Below are 18740 nucleotides of genomic sequence, written 5' to 3' on the forward strand. Positions count from 1 at the left end.
AATCGTGGAGAAGAACCCCATGCGAACTACCATGCCCCTCCTGGCCCTGGCGGCCACCAGCTTCCTGGTCGGCTGCAAGGTCGGCCCCACCTACGAGCCCCCGAAGCCCAACGCCCCCAATGTGTGGAGCGAGCCTCTGGGGGGCGGCGAAACCCACCGCAGCGCCGATCTGGCCCAGTGGTGGACCACCTTCCAGGATCCCGCCCTGGCCTCCCTGGTGGAGCGGGCCCTGAAGGCCAACCCGGATCTCCGCCTGGCCCAGGCCCGCCTGCGGGAGGCCCGGGCCCAGCGGGGCGTGGCCGGCGCGGCCCTGGGCCCCGACCTCCAGGTGGCCGGCTCCGGCGGCCGGGAGCGCCAGAGCGCCAACCAGCCCCTCCTGGGCCGCATGCTGCCCCCCGGGACCGATATGACCAGCAACGTCTACCAGGCCGGTTTCGACGCCAGCTGGGAACTGGATCTCTTCGGCGGCAACCGCCGAGGCCTGGAGGCCGCCGACGCCGCCCTGGCCGCCGCGGGCTACGGCCTGGCCGACGTCCAGGTCAGCCTGGTGGCGGAGGTGGCCCGGCAGTACACCGCCGCCCGGGGCTTCCAGCGGCGCCTGGCCATCGCCCGGGAGAACCTCACCGCCCAGCGGGATATCGTGGCCCTGGCCCGCTCCCGCTACCAGCAGGGCTTCACGAGCAGCCTGGAACCGGAGCAGGCGGCCACCGTCCTCTCCCTGACCGAAAGCCAGGTTCCCGCCCTGGAGACGGGCCTCCACACCGCCCTGCACCACCTGGACGTCCTGCTGGGCCAGGCCCCGGGACGCGTCATCCAGGACCTGGAGACCGCCGCGCCGGTCCCCGCCGCACCCGCGGAGGTCCCCCTGGGGCTTCCGGCCGACCTGGTGCGCCGCCGCCCCGATATCCGGGTGGCCGAGCGCCGCCTGGCGGAGGCCTCCGCCCGGGTGGGCGTCGCCAAGGCCGACTTCTACCCCAGGCTCTTCCTGGCCGGGAGTTTCGGATGGGAAAGCGCCCAGAGCGGCAGCCTCTTCACCTCCCCCAGCTCCACCTGGTCCCTGGGCCCCCGCTTCCGCTGGCCCATCTTCGACACGGGAAGGATCCGCGCCAACGTGCGCGTCCAGGACGCCCGCCGGGAGCAGGCCCTGGCCGCCTACGAGAAGGCCGTGCTCACAGGCTTCGAGGAGGTGGAGAACGCCCTGGTGACCTACGCCAAGGAGCAGGCCCGCAACGTGCCCCTGCGCGCCGCCGTGGCCTCCAGCACCCGGGCCCTGGACGTGGCGCGCCAGCAGTACGCCAGCGGCCTCACCAGCTTCATCAACGTGCTGGACGCGGAGCGCACGGTGTACCAGGCCCAGGACAACCTGGTGCAAAGCGACCAGGCCGTGGCCCAGGACCTCATCGCCCTGTGCAAGGCCCTGGGCGGCGGCTGGCCGGCCCCCGGGGGTTCAGCCAAGGGGTGATCCGGGCGCTCCCGCCCGGGCCAGCACATCGATGCGCCACGGCGCCACGCGGGTTTCGTTGATCCAGGCGAAGGGTTCCTCCGGCCTTCCCAGGGGCCGGTGCGCCTGGACCCGCACCAGGCCCGCCGCCCCGTACAGGGCCAGGTACGCCCGCTCGGGGCAGAAGATATCCGTCACCGGCCGCGCGTCCGGAACGTCCTTCATCACCGTGTAGACCCGGTCCCCCTCGGCCGGCGCCCGGTTCCCGGGGAAGGCCGCCGTGGAGAAGCTGGCCCATTCCAGGCGGTACAGCTCCTCCGAGCTGACCAGGTTGAGCAGCCGCCCCCCGGGCTCGAGCAGGTCCGCCAGTTGCCGGAGCAGCGCCCCCTTGCACGTCACGTTATCGAAGGTGAAGGCCGACAGGATGCGGTCGTAGCGCCTCCCCGCCAGCGGCGAAAGATCCCCGTCCGGCACCCGCAGGTAGCGGCCCTCCGGGTCCCGGACCCGGGCCTCGGCCAGCATGGCCTCCGAGAGGTCCACGCCCTCGGCCTGGAAGCCCAGCTCCTTGAGGAAGCGGGTCGAGCGCCCCGCCCCGCAGCCGAAATCCAGGGCCCTGCCCGGGGCCCCCAGCAGGTCCGGCAGGTCCCGGAAGGCCAGGTGATAGGTCCCGGGAAAGGTCAGCCGGGCATAGGCCGCGGCGCGCACAGCATCGTCATAGGCGTTGGCGAACATGGAGCCTCCAGGCGGCGAACCGCCGAACGGGGTGGAATGGGGTGCGGGAATCAGCGGGCGGGCTCCCGGAGGGCGCGCAACCCGCGCCCCAGCCGGGCGAGGCCGATCCCGATCTCGGCCTCGTCCAGATTGGAAATGGACAGCCGCAGGCAGCGCGGACCCTCGCCGCCCGGGTAGAAGGCGCGCCCATCCCGCACGGCCACGCCGTGGCGGGCCAGGCCCGCCTCCAGATCCACCTCCGGGCCGAAGCCCTCCAGCCGGAGCCAGAGCAGGTAGCCGCCGTGGGGGGCCTCCCACCGGGCCAGGGAAGGGTCGAGTTCCCGCCGGAGCCCCGCCACCGCGGCCTCCATCCGGCGACGGAAGCGCCGGTGCAGGCGGGCCAGGTGCACCTCGAAGTGGCCCTTGCGAAGGAAATCCTCCAGGGCCTCCTGCAGCAGGGGCGGGGGGCACAGTTCCCCGGCACGGCGGATGGCCGTGAGCGCCGCCGTGCACGCCTCCGGCGCCGCCAGCCAGCCCAGGCGGATCCCCGGGAACAGCACCTTGGAGAAGGTGCCCACGTAGATCACCAGGCCCGTGCGGTCCATGGACTTCAGGGGCAGGATGGGCCTGCCGAAGTACTTCATCTCCTCCGTGAACCCGTCCTCCAGGATCGGCAGGCGGTGCTTCCCGCACAGGGCGAGCAGCCGTTCGCGCTGGGCCTGGTCCAGGCTGCGCCCGGTGGGGTTCTGGAAACTGGGCATGAGGTAGAAGAGCACCGGGCGCTCCCGTTCGATCACCGCCTCCAGGCCGTCCAGGTCCTCCGGCGCCGGGACCGCCCGCAACCCCTGCAGTTCCAGGAGCCTCAGGAACTGGTTGTAGGTGGGGGATTCCACCAGCACCGCGTCCCCCGGCCGGGTCAGGCCGCGCAGGGCCAGGTCCAGGGCCTGCTGGGCCCCCAGGGTGATGAGCACCTCGCCCGGCGTCGCCCGCACGCCGTGGCGCCCGAGCCGCTCCGCCAACAGGGTGCGCAGCCCCGCCTGGCCCTGGGGATCGCCGTAGTCCAGGGCCCGGGGCCCCAGTCGGCGGAGCACCGCCCGGAGCGAGCGATCGAAGGCCTCCATGGGCATCAGCCGCGGATCCATGCCGAAGTCGGCGAAGGACAGGAGCCCCTCCGGCCGCGGGGCCGGCGCGGGAAGCTCCCGTCCAAGCGCCCGCAGCCGCTGGGCCCAGGGGAACCCGGCCACCGGCGGCTCCGGGTGGGCCATGGATTCCCGGAGCCGCACCCGCGGCTGGGCGCCGGGCCTCAGTTCCAGCCAGCCCAGGGCCCAGAGTTCCTGGTAGGCCGCCGCCACCGTGCTCCGGTGCAGCCCCAGCGCCCCCGCCAGATCCCGGGTGGAGGGCAGCCGTTCGCCGGACCGGAGGCTGCCCTGCCCGATCAGGCCCTGGACCTGGTTCACGATCTGCCGTCCCTTCGGTCCCCCCTCCTCGCTCAGGCGCAGCAACATGCGACCCTCCTGAGTTCCAAGGTAGGCCCATCCGGCCGGGTTGGAACCGCCAGTTCGATGGAAAACCCATCCTGCCAGTTGCCGGGCCGAACCCCCGCCGAGGGCCCGGATCAGGCTCCCGCTTCCCCGCCGGAGGCCCGGAGATCGCTGATGGGCGGCAGGCCGAAATGGCGCGCGTACTCGCGGCTGAAATGGGAGGGGCTCTCATAGCCCACCCGGAAGGCCGCGGTGGCCGCGTCCAGGCCGTCCACCCGCAACAGCCGCCGGGCCTCCTGCAGGCGCAACTCCTTCTGGAACTGGAGGGGGCTCAGCGTCGTGATCTGCTTGAAGTGCTTGTGGAAGGAGGACGGGCTCATGTGCACCATGCGGGCCAGTTCCTCGATGCGCAGGGGTTCGTCGAACCGCTCCCGAAGCCGGGCGACCGCCTTGGCGATGCGCTGGATGCGGCTGCCGGCCACGCCCAGTTGCCGGACCACCGGCCCATAGTCCGTCCGGAGCAGGCGGTAGGTGATCTCCCGCCTCAGCAGGGGGCCCAGCACCGCCGCGTCCGCGGGGTCGCCCAGGCAGCGCAGGAGCCGCAGGAAGGCGTCCAGGAGATCGGCGGTCCCTTCGCTGAGGTGGATGCCCCGTTCGGGGCGGTCCGGCACGGGTCCCTCCCCCAGCCCCTGCAGCAGCCCGAAGACCATGTCCGGGTCCAGGTCCAGGGCGAGGCAGAGGAAGGGCTTCCGGGGCGAGGCGGCCAGCACCTGGCTGGTGATGGGCAGATCGATGGACACCACCAGGAAGCGCCCCGTCTCGAAGCGGAACGCCTGCCCATTCATCACCACTTCCTTGGCGCCCTGGAGGACCAGGCAAAGGGAGGGCTGGTACACGGCGTGGGTGGGCAGGGTGCGCCCGTCGCTGCGGATCACCTTGAGCCCGGGCAGGGCCATGGCATGCACCCCCGCCTCCGGGGCCAGTTCCAGGGCCAGGCCGGCCAGGTCCTTCAGGGTTTCGCTGCGGGGATCCGGCGCCATGGGTACCTCGGATCCACCCTACCGGGCCACCGCCCCCGGCGCACACGGAATTTCGAAGACGTGCAGGATCCGGCAAGGCTTCGACAGGATCCCGCTACCGGCCGCCGCGGCCCGGGACCTAGGCTGGTGGGGACGGACACCCCGAGGAGGCACCCATGACCCGACCCATCACCCTCATCACCGGCGGCAGCCGCGGCCTGGGCCGCAATGCGGCCCTCCACCTGGCCAAGGCGGGCCACGATATCGTCCTCACCTACCACAGCCGCCAGGACGAAGCCGAGCGCGCCCTGGCCGAACTGCGGGCCGCGGGCGCCCGGGCCCAGGCCCTGCGCCTGGACGCCGGCGACGTTTCGTCCTTTCCCGCCTTCGCCCGGGCCCTGGCGGACCTGCTCCAGGAGCACTGGGGGACCGGCCAGTTCCACGCCCTGGTGAACAACGCGGGCACGGGCCTCCACGCCCCCTTCGCCGAGACCACCGAAGCCCAGTTCGATCAGCTGGTGAACGTCCATTTCAAGGGCGTCTTCTTCCTCACCCAGCGCCTCCTGCCCCTCCTGGCCGACGGCGGGCGGATCCTCAACATCTCCAGCGGCCTCGCCCGCTTTTCCCTGCCCGGCGCCGCCGCCTACGCCTCCATGAAGGGCGCCGTGGAGGTCCTCACCCGCTACCTGGCCAAGGAGCTGGGCCCCCGCCGCATCTCCGTGAACACGCTCGCGCCCGGGGCCATCGAAACCGATTTCAACGGCGGCGCCGTGCGTGACAACCCGGGCCTGAACCAGGCCATCGCCGCCCAGACCGCCCTGGGCCGGGTGGGCCTGCCCGACGACATCGGCGCCGCGGTGGCGGCCCTGCTGGATCCCGGCACCGCATGGATCAACGCCCAGCGCATTGAAGCCTCGGGGGGGATGTACCTCTAGGGCTCGCTCGCCCGGACGTTTTTTTGATAAACTATTGTTTTATGGAGCCCTGCATGTTTGGAACACGCCGATCGATCTTTGTCCGGGAACAGGTATCCCTCATGAAGCTGCGGGATACCTACGACCTCCTGGACCCCGAGACCGAGGCCGTGCTGGGCCAGGCCAAGGACGAGCCGGCCACCTGGGCCAAGTGGTCGCGCCTCCTGGTGAAGAAGGCCCTCCTTCCCACCACGCTGCACATCTACCCCACGGGCCAGACCCAGCCGGTGCTGTCGGTGCACAAGAAGGCGGCCTTCCTCCGCACCCGGCTGGAGGTGCGGGACGCCTCCGGCCAGATGATCATGGGCCTCCTGAGCAAGGCCTTCAGCCTGGGCGGCGCCTTCCGCATCCTGGACCCCGCGGGCCAGGAGGTGGGCGAACTCAAGGGCGACTGGAAGGGCTGGGACTACAAGGCCACCGTCCAGGGCCAGCCCATGGGGGTCGTCACCAAGAAATGGGCCGGCCTCCTCAAGGAAGCCTTCACCAACGCCGATCGCTACCTGGTCCAATCCGAACGCCCCGAGCAGCTCCCCATGCTCCTGGGCCTCGCGCTGGCGGTGGACGTGGTGTACAAGGAGCGCCAGGGCTAGAGACGGAATCGTACGGGTCCGGGACCTTCGCCCCGGGCCGCTGGCGCAGCTCTCCTGCGCCAGCGGCCCGGGGCGAAGGTCCGGGAGACGGGCGATTCCCTGGACGAGGTCCCGTGGTATGCTCCTGCATCCCTTACCGAACTAGCAAACGTCCGAAGCGCTGAAGGGGCGAGCCCCCGGTCGTGCCTATCCGCCACCCCTTGCGAGGCTCGCCTGCCCAGGGAGCCCGGTTCTTTCAGAGGAGCCACCCATGCGACCCCGATCCCTGATTTCCTTCCTGGTGGGGGCGACCCTCCTGGCCGGGCCCGGCGCGGCGGGCAAACGTCCGGTTTGGAACGTGCCGGTGGATGTGAAGACCCTTGCCAACGGCCTCACCGTGGTGGTGTCGGAGGATCACGCGCTGCCCACCGTGGGCGTGAGCATGGTCTACCGGGTGGGCATGCGCCTGGAGCCCAAGGGCCGGACGGGGTTCGCCCACCTCTTCGAGCACATGATGTTCGAAGGCACCCCGGTGGCCCGCAAGGGGGTCTTCGACCGGGTCATCCAGGGCGGCGGGGGCATGAACAACGGTTCCACCCGCTACGACTACACCAACTACATCGAATCCGCCCCCGTTTCGGCCCTGGAGCCCATCCTCTGGCTGGAGGCGGACCGCCTGAAGGCCCTGGACTTCTCGCCCCAGAACCTGAAGAACCAGCAGGACGTGGTCAAGGAGGAGATCCGCGTCAATGTGAAGAACCGCCCCTACGGCACGTTCTGGCTGGATCTTCCGGCCGCGGCCTACTCCCGGTGGGAGAACAGCCACGACGGGTACGGCTCTTTCGAGGATCTGGACCACGCGGACCTGAAGGACGTCCAGGCGTTCCACAGCACCTACTACACCCCCAGCAACGCAGTGCTGGGCATCGCCGGGGATGTGAAGGCCGCGGATGCCTTCGCCCTGGCCGAACGGTACTTCGGGGGCATCCCCTCCGCGCCGAAACCCGCCCTGCCCGACCTCAAGGAGCCCCTGAACACGAAGGAGGTCCGCCTGGTGAAGACGGACGCCCTGGCCCGGGTCCCCGCCATCGCCCTGGCCTGGAAGATGCCCGAGCGCGGCAGCAAGGATCACGCGGCGGCCGCCGTCCTTTCCGAACTGCTGGTGGGGGGCGAGGCTTCCCGCGTGTACCTGGGCCTGGTGAAGGGGCGGGAACTGCTCCTGCGGGCCAGCGGCGGCCTCAATTCCGCCCTGGGCGGCCCCTGGGATTTCGACGGGCAGCCCCTCTTCAGCATCTTCGCCCTGTACAAGCCCAACGCCGATTCGGACCGGATCCTGGCGGCCATGGACGAGATCATCGATGCCGTGGCCACCCAGGGCGTCGCCCCCGCCGAGCTGGATCGCACCAAGACCAAGATGCTTTCCGACTACTACGCCGAACTGGAGGTCCCCCTTTCACGGGCGGACGCCATCGCGAAGATGCAGGCCCTGTGGGGCCAGGCGGCGCAGATCAACGAGATCCCCAAATGGGTCGAGGGCGTGACGGCCGAGGACCTCAAGCGCGTGGCCAGGACCTACCTGACCCGGCCCAACCGCACCGTCATCGACTACCACACCGCCCCGGCGAAGAACTGAGGAGATGCCCATGTTCCGCAACCGCCAAGCCCTCGCAGTGCTCCTCGCCGCCAGCGGTCTCCGCCTCCTCGCCGCCCACGAGGAAACCCCCCTGCCCAAGGATCTCCCCCCCTACGGGGCCGAACGCCCCATCCCCGCCCCCGCCGTCACCCAGCGGACCCTCCCCAACGGCCTGGATGTGTGGGTGCTGAACCGGCCCGGCTTTCCCAAGGTGACGGCCTGCATGGTCATCCGGGGCGGCAACGCCCACGATGCCGCCGACCGCCAGGGACTCACGGGCTTCATGGCCGGGCTGCTCAACGAGGGCACCCGCACCCGCAGTTCCCGCCAGATCGCCGAGGAGCTCCAGGCCATCGGCGGGGAGCTGGGCGCCTACGCCAACCTGGATGCGACCTTCGTGCAGGGGTCCTGCCTCACCAACGGCCTGCCCGCCCTGGTCCATCTGATGGCCGACATCACCCGCCGGCCGGTCTTCCCGGACCACGAAGTGGAACTGGCGAAGACCAACGCCCTCCAGGGCCTCCAGGCCCAGGAGGCCCAGCCCGCCTTCCAGGCCAACCGGGCCTTCAATGCCGCCCTCTTCGGGAACCATCCCTACCGGTACGCGTCCCTGACCGCCGAGACGGTGAAGGGGATCCAGCCCGAGACCCTGCGCGCCCTCCACGCCGAACGCTTCCAGCCGGGCCGGGCCCTGCTGATCCTCGGCGGCGATATCCAGGAGGCCGCCGCCATGAAGCTCGTCGCCGCGGCCTTCGGGGACTGGAAGGGAGGTGCCGGCACGCTGGCGCCCCTGCCGGCGGCCCCCCAGGCCTCCGCCCACGAATTCCTGCTGCTGCCCCGCCCGGGTTCCGTCCAGGCCACCCTGCGGGTGGGTCGTCCCGCCGTGCCGGCCACCCACGCGGACTCCATTCCCCTGCAGCTGGCCAATGTCATCCTCGGGGGTTCCTTCGACAGCCGGATCACCAAGAACATCCGGGAGGACAAGGGCTACACCTATTCCCCCGGCGCCCGGGCCTCCGCCCAGCAGGTGGGCGGAAGCTACACGGTCCGCGCGGATGTGCGATCGGACGTCACCGCCGCCAGCCTCATGGAAATCCTCTACGAAATGGACCGCATGGGCACCACCCAGGTGGGCGAAGCCGAACTGGGGCGCGCCAAGCGCTTCATGGGCGGGACGTACCTCTTCCAGAACCAGATGCTGGCGGCCCTCACGGGAACCCTCGCCGGCTATTGGGTCAACGGCCTGACCCCCATGGCCCTCGCCGAATTCATCCCCAAGGTGAACGCCGTGACCGCAGGCGACGTGCGGCGCATCGGCCGCACCTACTTCGCCGCCAAGGACCAGACCATCGTGGTGGTGGGGGACGAGGCCAAGGTGAAGGCCGAACTGGAACAGTTCGGCCCCGTGCGGATCCTGAAGAAGTAGGGGAACCCCTCCCCCCGGCTACCAGAGCCGGAAGGAGGGGATCTGCAGAGGCAGGCCCGATTCGCCGACGCGGTTCAGGCCGAGCTGGCTGAAATCGTCCAGCCCCCAGGCGAAGGCTTGGGTCGGGGTGAGGGCCAGGGAATGGTGGGCGCCGGCGCTGATGGCCGTGATCCCCGCCAGTCCCTGGACCTGCCCCGGGGACCTGCGCGGGGTCACGGTGCCGTCCCCCAGCTGGCCTTCGGCGTTGCGGCCCCAGGCCCAGACGGTGCCGTCGGTTCCCAGGGCCAGGCTGTGGGCGTCCCCGGAGGCGATGGCCCGCACGGGGCCCAGCCCCGGCACCTGGACGGGCGGGTACTGCCAGTGGGTCGTGCCATCCCCCAGTTCCCCGTTCCAGTTGCTGCCCCAGGCCCACAGGCTGCCGTCGGCCTTGAGGGCCAGGCAGTTGCCGTCGCCCGGGGCCAGGGCGACCACCTGGGAAAGCCCGGCCACCGGCACGGGGGTGAGATGCTCCGGGGTGCCGTCGAAGAAGTAGGAGCGGCCCCAGGTCCACGCGGTCCCGTCCGATTTCAGGGCGTAGCTGGCGTCCCCCGCCGCGGCCACCTGGGTGATCCCGGTGAGGCCGCTGACCTGCACCGGCACCTCGCGGGCAGTGTTGGCGCCGTCGCCCAGTTCGCCGTAGTAGCTCGTTCCCCAGGCCCAGACGGTGCCGTCGGCCTTCAGGGCGAGGTAGTGATGGTCCCCGGCGGCGATGCCCACGCTGCCCGCCAGCGTGTCCATGGCCGTCACCTGGTGGCCGGGATCGGGATTGAAGCCCAGCCTCCATACGCTGCCGTCCTCCCGGAGGATCAGGGTTCCCTTCGTGCGTCCGGAAACCGCCGTCACCTTGAGCGGGCTCTGGACCCGCACCGGCTGGGAGCGGTCCAGGCTGGTGCCGTCCCCCAATTCCGCGCCCAGGTTCCAGCCCCAGCCCCAGGCCGAGCCGTCCGCGCGCAGGGCCAGGGTCTTCTTCCCGGCCCCCTGGATGAGGGCCCAGGGTCCGAAGGCACTGGGCGCGGCCGTCATGCGGGCCACGGGAACCCCGTCCCCCAGCAGCCCGGCCTCGTTGTCGCCCCAGGCCCACAGGGTTCCGTCCTGGCCCAGGGCCAGGCTGTGCCTGTGGCCCGCGGCCACGGCCACGCACGCGGGGAGGCCCGCCATGGCGCTCAGGGGGATGACGCTTCCCTGCCCCGCCTGCACCGCGCACTGGCTCTGGGAATTATCGCCCGCGACCCAGACGCTGCCGTCCCCCTTGGCGAACACCGTGTGGCCGAACCCCCCGGCCAGGGAGGTGACCCCCTGGAGGCCGGCGAAGGGCGCGGGGACCGTTCCGGCAAAGGCCCCGCCATCCCCGAACTTGCCCGAGATCCCGTAGCCCCAGACCCAGACCGTGCCATCGGACTTCAGGGCCATGCTCCCGAAGGGGTCGATGCCCGCCACCGCCACCACGCCGCCCAGGCCCGGCACCTGGGCCGGGGCGCTGCGGGAGGTGGAGGTGCCGTCCCCCAGTTCGCCGTAGACATTGGAGCCCCAGGCCCAGACGGTGCCGTCGGCCTTCAGGGCGAGGCCGTGGTAGCTGCCCGCAGAAACGGCGACCACGCCCGAGAGCCCCGGCACCTGCACCGGGGCGAGCTGGGGGGCCTGGGCGCCGCTCCCCACCTCGCCGTAGAAGTTCGCCCCCCAGGACCAGACGGTGCCGTCGGATCGCAGGGCCAGGCTGAAATCCCCGCCCCCGGCCACATCCACCACGCCGGTGAGGCCGGGCACCTGGAACGGGGCGGCATGGGTATCGAAGCTGGCCGATCCCAGGTAGTCCACCCCCCAGGCCCAGACCGTGCCGTCGGCCTTCAGCGCCAGGAGGTGCCGGGCCCCCGCGGCGATCCCGGCGACGCCGGAGAGCCCGGGCACCATCGCGGGAAGCTCGTGGTTGAGGGCGGTGCCGTCCCCGAGCTGACCCTGGTCGTTCCGGCCCCACGTCCAGACCGTTCCATCGGATTTCACCACGGCGGCGTGGTGTTCGCCGGTGGCCAGCCGGTTCAGGGACTGGATGGCGACCTTCGCCGAAACCGCGTCCCCGGCCGCATTGGTCACGGTCAAGGTGAACAGGGACGTGGCGGCCAGGGGCCCGCTGGGGACGTCCACCCCGCTGAGCACCGGTCCCAGACCGTGATCGAGGACGCCCTCCCCGCCGGTGAAGACGGCGGTCAGCATCGCGCTCTGGCCGAGGCCCACCCTGGGCATCGAGCTGGTGAAGGCCGCGATGGCGGGCGCCGCCACGACGGTCACCGTCGTCGCGGCCGAGACGCTGTCCCCCGCCGCGTTGGTGACCGTGAGCCGGAAGGTGGTCGTTCCGGCCAGGGGCCCCGTGGCCACGGCGCCGCCGCTGGCGAGCCCGCCGAGGCCTTCGCTCACCAGGCCCGTGCCTCCCGTGTAGGAGCCCGTCAGCGTCGTGGCGCCGCCCGCGGTGAGGAGGGTCTTGAGGGCCGAGAAGCCGGTGATGACCGGAGCGGCCACGACGGTCACCGTGGTCTGGGCGGTGGCGCTGTCCCCCACCTCGTTGGTGACGGTGAGGGTGAAGGTGGCGGTCCCGGCCAGGGGCGCGGTGGTGACGGGAACGCCGGTGGCGACGCTGCCCAGGCCGGCGCTGACGGTGCCGGCGCCCCCGGTGAAGACCCCCGTCAGGGTGGCGCTGGCGCCCTCCGTGAGGATGCCCTTGGCGGCCGTGAAGCTGGTGATGACCGGGGCGGCCACGGTCTTCACCTGGATCTGCCGGGTCCGGGTGCCCCCGGGACCGCTGACCGTGAGGGTGAAGGTGGTGTCCTCGGCCAGGTTCCCGGTGGAGACCGCCACGCCGCTGCGGACCGCGCCCACGCCGTGGTCCACGCTGCCTTCGCCGTCGCTGAAGACCGCCGTGAGGGTGGTGGCCGTGCCGGCCGTGACCAGGGACCTGGCGGCGGCGAGGCTGCTGATGGTGGGCACCGGTGGATTGGATCCGGACGAACATGCCGAGCTGAGCGCCAGGCAGAACAGGGCCACCAGCAGAACCCAGAGGGAAGGCCGGCCCAGCCAGCCACCGGCCCGATCCCGCCCAGACCCTAGCACTCCCTTTGGCCCGCTGTTCCGAGTCCCGGCAACCATGGTCATCCCCCGATTGAAATATTTATTACTAGAATAGTTTGTCCCCCAGCCGGTGCAACCCATGGATCCCGCGGCGCCTGGCCAATTGCCGCAAATACTGCGGCGATTACCTTGCCGATGCGGCGATTGGAACCTACAATCTCCGCATGAACGGCGGTGATTCTTCCTTCATCTGGCAATCCGGCGATTGGCCGCACTGGCGCTACGACCTGGCGGCCCTGGCGGAACCCCTGGCCAAGGCCAGCCGGGCCCAGGGGATTCTCATGGGGCGCCTGGCGGAATCGGGATCGGGGGACCGGGACCGGGCCAGCCTCGCCTCCCTTTCCGAGGATGTCCTGAAGACCAGCGAAATCGAGGGAGAGATCCTGGATGCCCATTCGGTCCGTTCCTCCATCGCCCGCCGCCTGGGTCTTGACATCGGCGCGCTCGCACCGGTGGATCGATTTGCCGAAGGCGTCGTGGAGATGGTGCTTGACGCAGGGTCCAACAGCCAGGCCCCCCTCACCCCGGAGCGATTATGGGGCTGGCATTCCGCCCTGTTCCCCACCGGGTACTCTGGCCTTTCCAGGCTCCGGGCGGGCGCCTGGCGCGATGACGCCAAAGGCCCCATGCAGGTCGTATCCGGCCTCCTGGGCCGGGAACGCATCCATTTCGAGGCCCCCCCCGCGGCGCGGCTGGAAGCGGAAATGACGCGATTCCTCCACTGGGTCAACAGCCCGCCCCTTGAACCCTCCCTGGTTCGAGCAGGGCTTGGCCACCTCTGGTTCGTGACCTTGCACCCCTTCGAGGACGGCAATGGCCGGATCGCCCGCGCCATCGGCGACCTGCTCCTGGCGAGGGCGGACGGGTGCCCGCAGCGCTTCTACAGCCTTTCGGCGCAGATCCACCGGGAACGAAGGTCCTATTACGCCATCCTCGAACAGACCCAGCGGGGGTCCCTGGATGTGACGGCCTGGCTCGCATGGTTCCTGGAGGCCCTCCTGCGGGCCGCGACCCAAGCCCACGCCAACCTGGACGCCATCCTGGCCCGGGGGCGTTTCTGGCGGCGCTGGGCCTCCCTTCCCCTGAACGACCGGCAGTCCAAAATGCTCAACAAGCTGCTGGACGGCTTCGAAGGCCATCTGACCACCCGCAAGTGGGCCTCCATCGCCAGGTGCTCCCAGGACACGGCCCTGAGGGACATCAGCGACCTGGTGGCGAGAGGGGTGCTTCGCAAGGAGGAGGCCGGTGGGCGAAGTACCAGGTACGAGCTCACCTGATCCAGATCCACCTCGAGGAGAATGAAGCAGAGGTTTCCCATGACGGTTGATTTCTACCCAACCTATAAGTCCGGTCGCCTGCATCCGGAATGTGAGGCGCTCCTTGCCCAGATCGCCCAGGGGGGCGGGCTTCCGGTGCACGCGATGAGCCCTTCCGAGGCGCGAAGGGGGTTCCTGCCTCCGGAGTGGCTCGAACCACCTCGCGAGGAGATCGCCATCCGCAAGACGACCGCGGGAGCCGTCCCCATCCGCATCTACACCCCGCATGGAGCCGGGCTGAAACCCGTTCTGGTCTTCTTCCACGGCGGCGGGTTCGTCGCTGGCAATCTGGATGAATTCGACTCCTTTTGCACCCTCCTTGCGGAAGGGGCCCGGTGCATCGTCGTGGCCGTCGACTATCGCCTGGCCCCGGAATCCCCGTTTCCGGCCGCCGTGGAGGATGCCTGGGCGGCGACGCGATGGGTTGCTTCCCATGCCGTCACCTTTGGCGGGGATGCTTCGCGCTTGGCCGTCGCGGGGGACAGTGCGGGAGCCAATCTGGCCGCGGTCGTCTCGATGCGCGCACGGGAAGACGGCGGCCCTGGGATCCTCCATCAAGTCCTCATCTGCCCGTGGGTTGATTTGTCCCCGGGCAGCGAGGCGACGGAATCCTTCCGCCATTTTGGCGAAGGCCTTTGGCTGTCCACGAAGGGGATCGAATGGTACCGGCATCACTATCTGACCGACCCGGCGCAGGCGGGGGATCCCCTGGCATCCCCGCTGCTTGCCGGAACCTTTGAGAACCTGCCACCCGCCCTGGTCCTGACGGCCGAATTCGATGTGCTTGCCGACCAGGGCCGTGCCTACGCCCAACGCCTGGAGGCCGCGGGCGTCCCGGTGACCTTCAGATGCTTTCCCGGGATGCTCCACGATTTCGTCGTTTTCCCCAAACGGATCACCCCCGCCTGGGCAGCCCTGAACCAGATCACCTCGTGCCTGAAGGATGCCTTCGCCGGTCACGCGGCGGCAGGACCCGGGTAGCCTCCCGGCGGGCAAGGCCCCCCCACGCGCCAGGAGCTAATCCTCTTTGCGGCAGGAATGCCTCCAGGTCCACCCGATACGAAGCCGCTCTCGCTTGCCCGGACGGCTAAACGTTCAGCATCCCAGGAGAAGTCGGGCCATTCTGGGCTCGAATTGGCTCACTGGATTATTATTCTTATGGATTTTTTTGAGCCATTTCTTTTCCGGAATCGCCTCACCCCCAGACCTTCGACGCTTTCCCGGAAAGGGCCATGGCCCAGTTACGGCCGGTCCGTTCCCGCCCTCCACGCCAGCACCCTTTCCCCCGCCGGGACGGCCCCGATCGAACCCCGGCGTTCGCGGGTCAGCACCAGGGCCTCGGGCCACACGGCCTCGGGGGCTTCGATGAGCAGGCGTCCATGGCCCGTGGGGCCGGGTCGGAGATCCCCCAGGGCCTTCCAGGCGCCGGCGCTGAGGCGCCAGAGACGGTAGGTTTCGCCGTCGGATGGCCTGGGCAGGTTCGAAAGCGTGAAGACGATGAGGGCGCCCCCCCGCTCAGCGCGGTAGGTGGCGTGGGATCCTTGCTCGATCTCGCCCTGGAAGGCCAGGGGTTCCAGGCGCAGGGCTTCCATGTGGCTGCTGGTGAGCATGGCGAGGGCGCGCTCGTCCAGGGCCAGGCTGGACTGGCGGCGGTGCCACGCATAGGCGCCAAGGCCGACCCCCGCCACCAGGAGCGCCACCAGCGCCGCGAGGGGGGCGTTCAGTTTTTCCAGGGCCAGCCGGATGCGCCCCTTGGCGGTGCCCAGAGGCACGTCGAGGAAGGCCGCGATTTCTTCGTGGGTGAGGTCCTGGAAGTAGGCCAGGCGCAGCGCACGGCCCTGTTCGGGGGGAAGGGCGGCCAGGGCCCTGCGAATGACCGATTTCTGGTACTGGGCCCAGACCTGCTCTTCAGGGCCGGAATCCTGGGCGGAGGCGTCCACCAGGGAGGCTTCGGAATTCGCGTCGATGGAAGGGCGCCTTCCCCGCTCCCGCAGTTCGTTGATCACCCGGCGGTGGGCGATCTGAAGGATCCAGGACCGGAAGGTGCCCCGGTCCGGATCGAAGGTGGCGGCCTTTTGCCAGACACGCAGGAAAACATCCTGGGTGATTTCCTCGGCGGCGGCGGCGTCGAGGCTCCGGCAGGCGATGTGGAAGACCAGGGGAGCCAGGCGCCGGTGCAAGGCCTGGAGGGCTTCCTGGTCACCGGAAGCCACGTCGGCCATGACCTGTTCGTCGGTCATCGCCTCCCAGCGGTCCCCGCCTCCGGCGGGGATCATGACGGGGCCCCGTCCGCGGGGGGATCCGGGAAGACCATGCGCCCCCCCCAATGGCCCGCGGCCCCCCAGAGCCCCAGCCACAGAAGGGACAGCCCCAGGGCGGCGCCCAGAACCTTCCCCCGGGCCCCCTGGAGGGCCAGGGCGCATCCCGCGCCCACCGGAAGGCCCGCGAGGGCCAGTAGCTGGTGGCTCCGCAGCAGCGCCTTGAAGGAAGGTCCGGGACGCAGGGGTCGGGCCAGCCATTCCCCCGGCCGGAGGCCTCCCAAATGCCGCGCAAAGAGGAAACCGCTCATGATCGCTCCGAGGCCCCCCAGAAGCCCCAGCGTGGCGAGAAAACGAGCCGCGCGCAACCACCCCTCCCGATCCGGCCCCGCCCGCAGGGCCCGCGCAAGAAGCACCGGGAGGAACAGCACGGCGCCGATGGGCGCGTGGACCAGGGCCGGATGGGCCTTGCCGAGGAGGAGCGGAAAGCTAGAAACGCACATGGGGATCCACCACCCTGCCGAGGTCCACGACGAGGGGGCCCCCGGGGCCTTGTTCGGACACGTGGAAATGCTTAAGGGGCAATCGGGCCGGGCCCTGGAGGACGTTCCCCTGGAGATCGTACTCGCTGTCGTGGCAGGGGCAGCCGAAGCTCCGGCCCTCCTCCAGCAGGACGCTGCAGCCGTTGTGGGTGCAGATGGAGGAGACCGCGTAGATGCCGCCCCCATCGGCGATGAGGTAGAACCCGCCCTGCTTGCGGAAATCCTTGATCCCGCCCTTCCCGAGGCTGGCGCGGGTTTCCGGCGTTACCCGCCTGGGATCCTGGGGGGCGGGGGCCTCGGCCCCCAGGGAAAGGGGCGCCAGCGCCACGGCGGCGCAGGCGAGGATGCAGAAGGAGCGCCGGCCGGGGGAAGCCGGTTCGGGGGAAGCCTTGGGCATGGTCCGGACTCCGATCATCAAGGGTGGGGAACGGGGATTTCCTGGATGCGTTCCTGCACGTCGGCGGCCGTGAAGGGCCCGGCCTTCCGGGAGCGCAGGTCCACCTCCCGCAGGCCGAGTCCCTGGTAGGGCAGGTCGGGATTCCAGGGGAGGGGCGCGCGTTTGGGCACCGACCCCGGGGCCGGCAGGGGGAAGATGAGCGACTTGGCGGCGTGGTGCGCGATGGCCCCGGTCATGTGGTGGTTCTCCTGGTGAATGTGCCCGTAGAAGACCGTCACGTGGGGATGGGTGGCCAGGAGCCCGATGGCCTTCTCCCCATCGGCGGTGGTCCAATCCCAGTCCTCGTACAGATTGAAGAGGGGCCGGTGGGCGAAGACCACGATGGGCGTCTCCTTCCCCTGCCCTTCCAGGTCCTTCGCCAGCCAATCCAGCTGGGCGGGTCCCAGGACGCCGCCGGGCTCGGAGACGTTGTCCAGGGCGATGAAGTGGATGCCTTTGTGGTCGAAGGCGTAGGTGGGCTCGCCGAAGAACTCCCGGTAGGCCTCGCCCCTGTCCAGGGACGCGTCGTGCTCCCCGGGGATGAAGCGCACCTCCCGCGCCCTGAGCTTCGAGACGATCTCCTTGAACCGGGCCATGCGGCCCCTGCGTTCCTTGGGATCGTCCGTGGTGTGGGTGAGATCCCCGGTGAAGATCACGAAATCAGGCTGCCTGGCCAGGGCGTTCACCGCGTCCACCGCCTTTTCCAGGGTGCCCGCCGCGTCGGGGTTGACCTTGGGCCCGCTGAACCCCCAGTGCGTGTCCGAAAGCTGGACGAAGGCGTAGTCGCTCCCCCTGCCTCCGGCGGCGGAGGCCGAGGCCCCGCCCGCAAACCCCTTGATGCCCGAGGCAAAGGCGAGGCCTCCGAACCCGAGCAGTTTGATGAAATCCATTCGATCCATTCCCGTGGTCATCCCGCCTCCCGCTGAGCCTTCAGGGAGGAATACACCGGGATCGGGGGGTTGGATCAGGGGAGGCCGAAGGTATTTGGCGACAGGCTCCCCTTCCGGACTCCACCCCTTGGGTCCGCACATGAAGCGATCCCAACATTTCGGCGAGTACCCGATTTGGGGGACGACCCTTGAGACCCATGGCAACCCAACGATCCGGGTTGACTGACTAGCCAATCAGCTATAACGTGTTCCCCAGGAACGTGTGAGGGCCATGGCCAGACCGAAAAGCGAGGACAAGCGCAGCGCCATCCTGGCGGCGGCCACCCGGGTCATCGCCGCCCAGGGGCTGGGGGCGCCGACGGCCGCCATCGCCAAGGCGGCGGGGATCTCCAACGGGTCCCTGTTCACCTATTTCGAGACGAAGCACGCACTGCTCGACCAGCTCTACCTGGACCTCAAGGTCGAAATGGCTTCCATGGCGATGGCGGATCTTCCCTCCGGCAGCGAGCCCCGGACCCAGGTGCTGCACCTGTGGACCCGCTGGCTGGCGTGGGCGAAAGCCTGCCCCGAGAAGCGCCGGGCGCTCGCGCACCTCTGCGTGTCGGACGCCATCACGCCCGCCAGCCGCCAGATCATCGCGGCGTCCTTCGCCAACGTGCTGGACCTGCTGGAGGGGATCCGCGCGGCCGGTCCCATGCGCGAGGTCCCCCTGGCCTTCGTCCTATCCCTTATGAACGCGCTGGCGGACGCCACCCTCGACTTCGCGATCCAGGACCCGGACGGTGCCGACGCGCACGGCAGGGCGGCCTTCGAGGCCTTCTGGCGGATGCTCGCCTGATTTTTTTTCGCGTAATTCATGACTGACTAGACACCCACTCATTCCGGATT

16 protein-coding genes are annotated in these 18740 nt (G+C 70.1%); 8 read left to right on the top strand and 8 right to left on the bottom strand.

Annotated elements, in window-relative coordinates; genetic code table 11:
- The first annotated feature begins 19 nt into the window (after positions 1 to 19).
- Positions 20 to 1462 (top strand): efflux transporter outer membrane subunit, encoded by a 1443-nt coding sequence (locus tag R2J76_RS17855; protein ID WP_316413007.1) that lies wholly within the window; start codon positions 20 to 22, stop codon positions 1460 to 1462.
- Here R2J76_RS17855 and R2J76_RS17860 read toward each other — a convergent pair.
- The 3 genes from R2J76_RS17860 to R2J76_RS17870 all read right to left on the bottom strand — a co-directional run bounded on the left by R2J76_RS17860 (position 1448) and on the right by R2J76_RS17870 (position 4673).
- Complete coding sequence (locus tag R2J76_RS17860) at positions 1448 to 2173, bottom strand: class I SAM-dependent methyltransferase (RefSeq protein ID WP_316413008.1); 726 nt, start codon at positions 2171 to 2173, stop codon at positions 1448 to 1450. The genes R2J76_RS17855 and R2J76_RS17860 overlap by 15 nt on opposite strands.
- A 50-nt stretch (positions 2174 to 2223) precedes the next feature.
- Complete coding sequence (locus R2J76_RS17865; protein ID WP_316413009.1) at positions 2224 to 3657, bottom strand: aminotransferase-like domain-containing protein; 1434 nt, start codon at positions 3655 to 3657, stop codon at positions 2224 to 2226.
- Positions 3658 to 3767: 110 nt separating this feature from the next.
- Positions 3768 to 4673 (bottom strand): AraC family transcriptional regulator, encoded by a 906-nt coding sequence (locus tag R2J76_RS17870; RefSeq protein WP_316413010.1) that lies wholly within the window; start codon positions 4671 to 4673, stop codon positions 3768 to 3770.
- A gap of 155 nt (positions 4674 to 4828) precedes the next feature.
- Between R2J76_RS17870 and R2J76_RS17875 the strand changes: the two genes are divergently transcribed.
- The 4 genes from R2J76_RS17875 to R2J76_RS17890 all read left to right on the top strand — a co-directional run bounded on the left by R2J76_RS17875 (position 4829) and on the right by R2J76_RS17890 (position 9254).
- On the top strand, positions 4829 to 5587 hold the full coding sequence (locus tag R2J76_RS17875; protein ID WP_316413011.1) for an SDR family NAD(P)-dependent oxidoreductase: 759 nt from the start codon (positions 4829 to 4831) through the stop codon (positions 5585 to 5587).
- 101 nt (positions 5588 to 5688) lie between these two features.
- A complete protein-coding gene (locus R2J76_RS17880; protein ID WP_316413012.1) occupies positions 5689 to 6216 on the top strand; it encodes a phospholipid scramblase-related protein in 528 nt (175 codons plus the stop codon).
- A 250-nt stretch (positions 6217 to 6466) separates the two neighbouring features.
- Positions 6467 to 7828 (top strand): M16 family metallopeptidase, encoded by a 1362-nt coding sequence (locus R2J76_RS17885; protein ID WP_316413013.1) that lies wholly within the window; start codon positions 6467 to 6469, stop codon positions 7826 to 7828.
- Between the two features lie 10 nt (positions 7829 to 7838).
- Positions 7839 to 9254, top strand: coding sequence for a M16 family metallopeptidase (locus R2J76_RS17890; RefSeq protein WP_316413014.1), 1416 nt, complete (start codon positions 7839 to 7841; stop codon positions 9252 to 9254).
- An 18-nt stretch (positions 9255 to 9272) separates the two neighbouring features.
- Here R2J76_RS17890 and R2J76_RS17895 read toward each other — a convergent pair whose 3' ends face one another.
- The gene (locus R2J76_RS17895) at positions 9273 to 12269 is read right to left on the bottom strand and encodes an RCC1 domain-containing protein (RefSeq protein WP_316413015.1); all 2997 of its coding nucleotides are present in this window, start codon (positions 12267 to 12269) and stop codon (positions 9273 to 9275) included.
- Between the two features lie 305 nt (positions 12270 to 12574).
- On the opposite strand from R2J76_RS17895, the gene R2J76_RS17900 reads away from it, so the two are divergent.
- Positions 12575 to 13687 carry a Fic family protein gene (locus R2J76_RS17900; RefSeq protein WP_316413016.1) on the top strand — a complete coding sequence of 371 codons (1113 nt, stop codon included), beginning with the start codon at positions 12575 to 12577 and terminating at the stop codon, positions 13685 to 13687.
- Between the two features lie 39 nt (positions 13688 to 13726).
- Entirely contained in the window at positions 13727 to 14707 is a 981-nt protein-coding gene (locus tag R2J76_RS17905) for an alpha/beta hydrolase (protein ID WP_316413017.1), read from the top strand.
- A gap of 260 nt (positions 14708 to 14967) precedes the next feature.
- On the opposite strand, the gene R2J76_RS17910 is transcribed toward R2J76_RS17905, so the two are convergent.
- The 4 genes from R2J76_RS17910 to R2J76_RS17925 are packed head-to-tail and all read right to left on the bottom strand — an operon-like array spanning position 14968 to position 17861.
- A complete protein-coding gene (locus R2J76_RS17910; protein ID WP_316413018.1) occupies positions 14968 to 16002 on the bottom strand; it encodes an RNA polymerase sigma factor in 1035 nt (344 codons plus the stop codon).
- The gene (locus R2J76_RS17915; protein ID WP_316413019.1) at positions 15999 to 16487 is read right to left on the bottom strand and encodes a hypothetical protein; all 489 of its coding nucleotides are present in this window, start codon (positions 16485 to 16487) and stop codon (positions 15999 to 16001) included. The genes R2J76_RS17910 and R2J76_RS17915 overlap by 4 nt, the downstream gene beginning before the upstream one ends.
- Positions 16474 to 16923, bottom strand: coding sequence for a QcrA and Rieske domain-containing protein (locus tag R2J76_RS17920; RefSeq protein ID WP_316413020.1), 450 nt, complete (start codon positions 16921 to 16923; stop codon positions 16474 to 16476). The genes R2J76_RS17915 and R2J76_RS17920 overlap by 14 nt, the downstream gene beginning before the upstream one ends.
- Before the next feature lie 17 nt (positions 16924 to 16940).
- Entirely contained in the window at positions 16941 to 17861 is a 921-nt protein-coding gene (locus R2J76_RS17925; RefSeq protein ID WP_394366850.1) for a metallophosphoesterase family protein, read from the bottom strand.
- 262 nt (positions 17862 to 18123) lie between these two features.
- Between R2J76_RS17925 and R2J76_RS17930 the strand changes: the two genes are divergently transcribed.
- Positions 18124 to 18690 (top strand): TetR/AcrR family transcriptional regulator, encoded by a 567-nt coding sequence (locus R2J76_RS17930; RefSeq protein ID WP_316413022.1) that lies wholly within the window; start codon positions 18124 to 18126, stop codon positions 18688 to 18690.
- The last annotated feature ends 50 nt before the right edge of the window (positions 18691 to 18740 follow it).

The sequence above is a fragment of the Mesoterricola silvestris genome, assembly GCF_030295405.1.
Classification (GTDB): domain Bacteria; phylum Acidobacteriota; class Holophagae; order Holophagales; family Holophagaceae; genus Mesoterricola; species Mesoterricola silvestris.

Excerpts from the sequence above, each read along its gene's own strand:
- R2J76_RS17855 (WP_316413007.1), top strand. The coding sequence starts at position 20 with ATGCGAACTACCATGCCCCTCCTGGCCCTGGCGGCCACCAGCTTCCTG.
- R2J76_RS17860 (WP_316413008.1), bottom strand. The coding sequence starts at position 2,173 with ATGTTCGCCAACGCCTATGACGATGCTGTGCGCGCCGCGGCCTATGCC.
- R2J76_RS17865 (WP_316413009.1), bottom strand. The coding sequence starts at position 3,657 with ATGTTGCTGCGCCTGAGCGAGGAGGGGGGACCGAAGGGACGGCAGATC.
- R2J76_RS17870 (WP_316413010.1), bottom strand. The coding sequence starts at position 4,673 with ATGGCGCCGGATCCCCGCAGCGAAACCCTGAAGGACCTGGCCGGCCTG.
- R2J76_RS17875 (WP_316413011.1), top strand. The coding sequence starts at position 4,829 with ATGACCCGACCCATCACCCTCATCACCGGCGGCAGCCGCGGCCTGGGC.
- R2J76_RS17880 (WP_316413012.1), top strand. The coding sequence starts at position 5,689 with ATGAAGCTGCGGGATACCTACGACCTCCTGGACCCCGAGACCGAGGCC.
- R2J76_RS17885 (WP_316413013.1), top strand. The coding sequence starts at position 6,467 with ATGCGACCCCGATCCCTGATTTCCTTCCTGGTGGGGGCGACCCTCCTG.
- R2J76_RS17890 (WP_316413014.1), top strand. The coding sequence starts at position 7,839 with ATGTTCCGCAACCGCCAAGCCCTCGCAGTGCTCCTCGCCGCCAGCGGT.
- R2J76_RS17900 (WP_316413016.1), top strand. The coding sequence starts at position 12,575 with ATGAACGGCGGTGATTCTTCCTTCATCTGGCAATCCGGCGATTGGCCG.
- R2J76_RS17905 (WP_316413017.1), top strand. The coding sequence starts at position 13,727 with ATGACGGTTGATTTCTACCCAACCTATAAGTCCGGTCGCCTGCATCCG.
- R2J76_RS17910 (WP_316413018.1), bottom strand. The coding sequence starts at position 16,002 with ATGATCCCCGCCGGAGGCGGGGACCGCTGGGAGGCGATGACCGACGAA.
- R2J76_RS17915 (WP_316413019.1), bottom strand. The coding sequence starts at position 16,487 with ATGTGCGTTTCTAGCTTTCCGCTCCTCCTCGGCAAGGCCCATCCGGCC.
- R2J76_RS17920 (WP_316413020.1), bottom strand. The coding sequence starts at position 16,923 with ATGCCCAAGGCTTCCCCCGAACCGGCTTCCCCCGGCCGGCGCTCCTTC.
- R2J76_RS17925 (WP_394366850.1), bottom strand. The coding sequence starts at position 17,861 with ATGGATCGAATGGATTTCATCAAACTGCTCGGGTTCGGAGGCCTCGCC.
- R2J76_RS17930 (WP_316413022.1), top strand. The coding sequence starts at position 18,124 with ATGGCCAGACCGAAAAGCGAGGACAAGCGCAGCGCCATCCTGGCGGCG.